The sequence below is a fragment of the Streptomyces sp. NPDC111802 genome, assembly GCF_055634335.1.
Map to the genome: position 1 here is coordinate 1 of NZ_JBVKCZ010000166.1, position 3,080 is coordinate 3,080.

Consider the following 3,080-nt stretch of genomic DNA (forward strand, 5'->3'; position numbering starts at 1 on the left):
AGGCGTTTTCGGCCTTTCGCGCTAGGCACACCCGCCTGACCTGCATCGATACCTCACCGCACCCCCAAGAACCCCGCTCAACTGTGGAACGCAGGCTACCCTTGCGCACGGAAAAGGTGCCCTCCACCCAGCCGACGATCCTGTCCTCAACAACTGGATCTTCGCAGGTCGGACGGGCACCTCTTCTATTCGGGGCCACACTCCGTCAGCACCCCCGGCCCTCACGGTGAAACACCAAGGCCGGGCCGAGATGACCTCCCGCTTCGCCGTCTGGGACCACATCACCGGCGTCACCGCCCTGCCCACGGCGGGCTGAAACCAGGGCCGTCACCCGGCCCCATCGCGACCTGACACACCCTCAACCAACCCGCCAACCGACAAGTTGACAACGCCCCCCATGAAGAACTTCCGCTCGACGGGGGCGGCCCAGAGATTCCTCGCCACGTTCTCCCGGATCTCACCGCTCTTCCGCCCACACCGCCACCTCATCACAGCGAGTGACTACCGCACCGAGATGACCGAACGATTCCACATCTGGAAAACCATCACCGGTACGGGCAACGACCGGCTGACCGGAACGTCCCCCTCGGGCCAGCCACCCCCTCGACGCACCCCAACTCGCCAGTCACACCAGCAACTTGACGACGCCGGCGGAAGGTGCCGGCATTGACAACGAACCGGCGCCGGGCCACCTGGTGGCCCGTGAGATCGACAGCGACGGCGGTGTGGGACAACTTGTGGGGATCAATACCAATGAGGATCACGGGCAGCCGACCTTGTACTCGATGCGACGGGGAACGGAGCGCGGTGGGCACCCTGACTTCAAGCCCAGTCACGTTCATGCCTCTGTCGAGCCACACCGCGCGGGTGCCGGCCGGCGGCGGCACGCTATGGAAGAGCCAGCCAGGCGGCGGCAAGGAGCACTGCGGGCCCGTGCCGACCGGCACCCTGGACGCTACGGCTGCGGACCGAGCATCTGGGGTCGATTGAACAAGTCAGGGGACTCAAGCCCTCCGCACGTCCTCGTAGCGCACCACGAGCCGCACGAGATCACCGCTGGGCCACTCGACTTCGCCGAGCGGGTCGGACGACCTGCGGCAGACGAACTTCTCGTGCGGCAGTTCACCCCGTCCAGCGGATACTTCTCAGCCATCATCCGTTTCTCTCCTGAACAGCGCGGCACAACTGGTCACTGATGACGAGGAGTTCCTGTACGCCGGGTGGGAGCCGCTCCTCCGATTGCCGTTCTGCAGTACGCGACCTGGTTCGGGCTGGCATCGCTGCGAGCCGGTCACCAGGTGACAGGCAGGCAGGTAACGGGCCGAAAGACCGTCTTGGTGCAGAAAGTGATCTCTTCGGCGGGGACGGCCAGTCGCAGGGTGGGGGTCAGGCGGACGATCGCATCGAGTGCTGCCCGGAGTTCCAGCCTCGCGAGATTGCTGCCCGGGCAGAAATGGGGTCCGTGGCCGAACGCCATGTGCGCGTTGGGTTTCCTGGCCGGGTCGAAGTCATCCGGGCGGTCGAACCGTGTCTCGTCCCGGTTCGCTGAGCTGACGGCTGCGATCACTGCTGTCCCTGCGGCGACCGGCCCGGAAGGCAGGTCGACGTCCTCGAGCGCGGTGCGGAGGATGGGTGAGAAACCGTAGCTCGCAAACCGGAGGATCTCCTCGATCACGCCACCTGCAGACGTCGGGTCGGAGCTCAGCTCAGCGAACAGCGCGGGAGTACTCAGCAGGATCAGCGCCCCGCGGCCGACCATTGATGAAATCGCCCCGTCGCCGGACAGCATCAACAACCTGACCATGTTGTTGAGCTCGTCAGCGGTGAGCCGGTCTCCGTCGTCGTGCGTTGCGATCAGCGCGTCCAACAGACTGTCTCCCGGGTGGGCGCGCCGCCGTTCGATCAGCGCGCCGACGTACTGTGTGAACGCGGCCCGCGCCGCCAGCCGCTCATCGGGGGTCTGCCCACCAAGCGATTTCGCGGAGTGGGTCCAATGCAATACGCGCTCGCTGTCTTCATGGGGCACCCCGAGCACCGCGCACGTCACGCGCCAGGGGAGTGGCGTGGCAAGTGCCGATGCCAAGTCGGCCGGTTTTGGGCCCTCCAGCATCACCTGGAGCAGATCTTCCGCGATTCCTGTCACCCCTGACTGCCAGCCCTTGACCCGGCCGAGCGTGAACGTGCCCGAGATGAGGCGGCGCAGTCGGGTGTGCTCGGGCGGATCCTTGTGGGTCATCGAGTTATGGAAATCCCAACCACCTTCTTTCACACGCAACCGTGCCGCCTCGGGTCGGCAGGTGAACCGCCGATCCGACAGGACCACCTGAATGTCGTCGTACCGGACAGCCAGCCTGACTCTGTCTCCATTGGCTGTCTCCACCTCGCCGAGTGGCTCCTCCGCCCGCCGCCTGGCGAACTCCTCGTACGCCATGTCGCGATCATCGAAGTGGAAGGGGTAGCGCATCAGCCGCGTCACGGAATCCTCTGGAGTTCGAGCCATGTCGCATCGCTCCTCGGTCAGTACGGCAGCCTCGGCGCGTGGGTGGCGGCGGAGTTCTCTGGGGAGGCTGAAGGTGATGGAATCGTCGGTGGTCTTGACGGTCTCCACGTCGGCTTAACCGTGGTCGGCAGCCACTGAAGGACGCCGTCGACCAGGATGTCGGGGGCAGAGGCGCCGGAGGTCAGGCCGACCGTGGTGCCACCTCTGAGCCAGGCCTCGTCGATCTCGGCCCGCCCCGGAGGGGGACGCGCTGTGAACACCGATCTGCACACTCTCCTCATCGCACTGTATGTCGAGCTGGACGACAGCATCAACCCCTCGCGCAGGCCTCGTTCGGGTCCGGGTCATCCGCTGGAGGTGACCGATGCGGAGCTGGTGTGCCTGGCGGTGGCCCAGGTGCTGCTGCGGTTCAACGACGAGCGGCACTGGCTGCGCTCGGCTCCGGTTCTGGTCGGGCACCTCTTCCTGCGGCGGCGTCGTTGATAAACACCTCATCGAGATGCTTCCCAATGCTGAAAGTCAAGCCGTCGCGGTGACTGGGGGTGCGATCTGGTAGCACCGTCGGTCACGGATCAGGGCC

General features: G+C 65.7%; 2 protein-coding genes and 2 pseudogenes. 2 read left to right on the forward strand and 2 right to left on the reverse strand.

The window, feature by feature from the left end; all coding sequences use genetic code 11:
* Positions 1-397: 397 nt before the first annotated feature.
* A pseudogene (locus ACZ7NC_RS44955) lies at positions 398-553 on the forward strand (IS6 family transposase); the annotation flags it as partial.
* Between the two features lie 738 nt (positions 554-1,291).
* Here ACZ7NC_RS44955 and ACZ7NC_RS44960 read toward each other — a convergent pair.
* Entirely contained in the window at positions 1,292-2,500 is a 1,209-nt protein-coding gene (locus tag ACZ7NC_RS44960) for a cytochrome P450 (RefSeq protein ID WP_471498081.1), read from the reverse strand.
* 9 nt (positions 2,501-2,509) lie between these two features.
* A pseudogene (locus ACZ7NC_RS44965) lies at positions 2,510-2,730 on the reverse strand (4-hydroxy-3-methylbut-2-enyl diphosphate reductase); the annotation flags it as partial.
* 22 nt (positions 2,731-2,752) lie between these two features.
* On the opposite strand from ACZ7NC_RS44965, the gene ACZ7NC_RS44970 reads away from it, so the two are divergent.
* Entirely contained in the window at positions 2,753-2,983 is a 231-nt protein-coding gene (locus ACZ7NC_RS44970; RefSeq protein ID WP_471498078.1) for a hypothetical protein, read from the forward strand.
* The last annotated feature ends 97 nt before the right edge of the window (positions 2,984-3,080 follow it).